Source organism: Streptomyces sp. URMC 124, assembly GCF_051386455.1.
In the GTDB taxonomy this organism is placed as follows: domain Bacteria; phylum Actinomycetota; class Actinomycetes; order Streptomycetales; family Streptomycetaceae; genus Streptomyces.
The window spans coordinates 1-244 of sequence record NZ_JBPQTS010000612.1; the positions used below are offsets into that span (position 1 = coordinate 1).

Genomic DNA, 244 nt, shown 5'->3' on the forward strand with positions numbered 1-244 from the left:
TTCCGAAACAGAAGGCGCCGACGCTGGATAAGACGGGGTTAATCCTCGGGCCGTTGGCTTTTGCATTGATCACGTTCGGCGTTGGCGAAGGCGGGGTGAGCTGGAGTTCTGCCCGAACGTTATCCGGTCTCATCATCGGAGGCGCAGTGCTTCTTGTGTTTATTCTTTCTTGCTGGAGGAAAGCCGAACCGCTGCTGGAGCTGAGAGTTTTTCGATCGTCTGATTTCAGACGCGGGATTATCAC

1 pseudogene is annotated in these 244 nt (G+C 54.5%); it reads left to right on the forward strand.

What is annotated here, in order from left to right:
- Positions 1 to 244, forward strand: a pseudogene (locus tag ACSNOG_RS33885) (hypothetical protein); the annotation flags it as partial.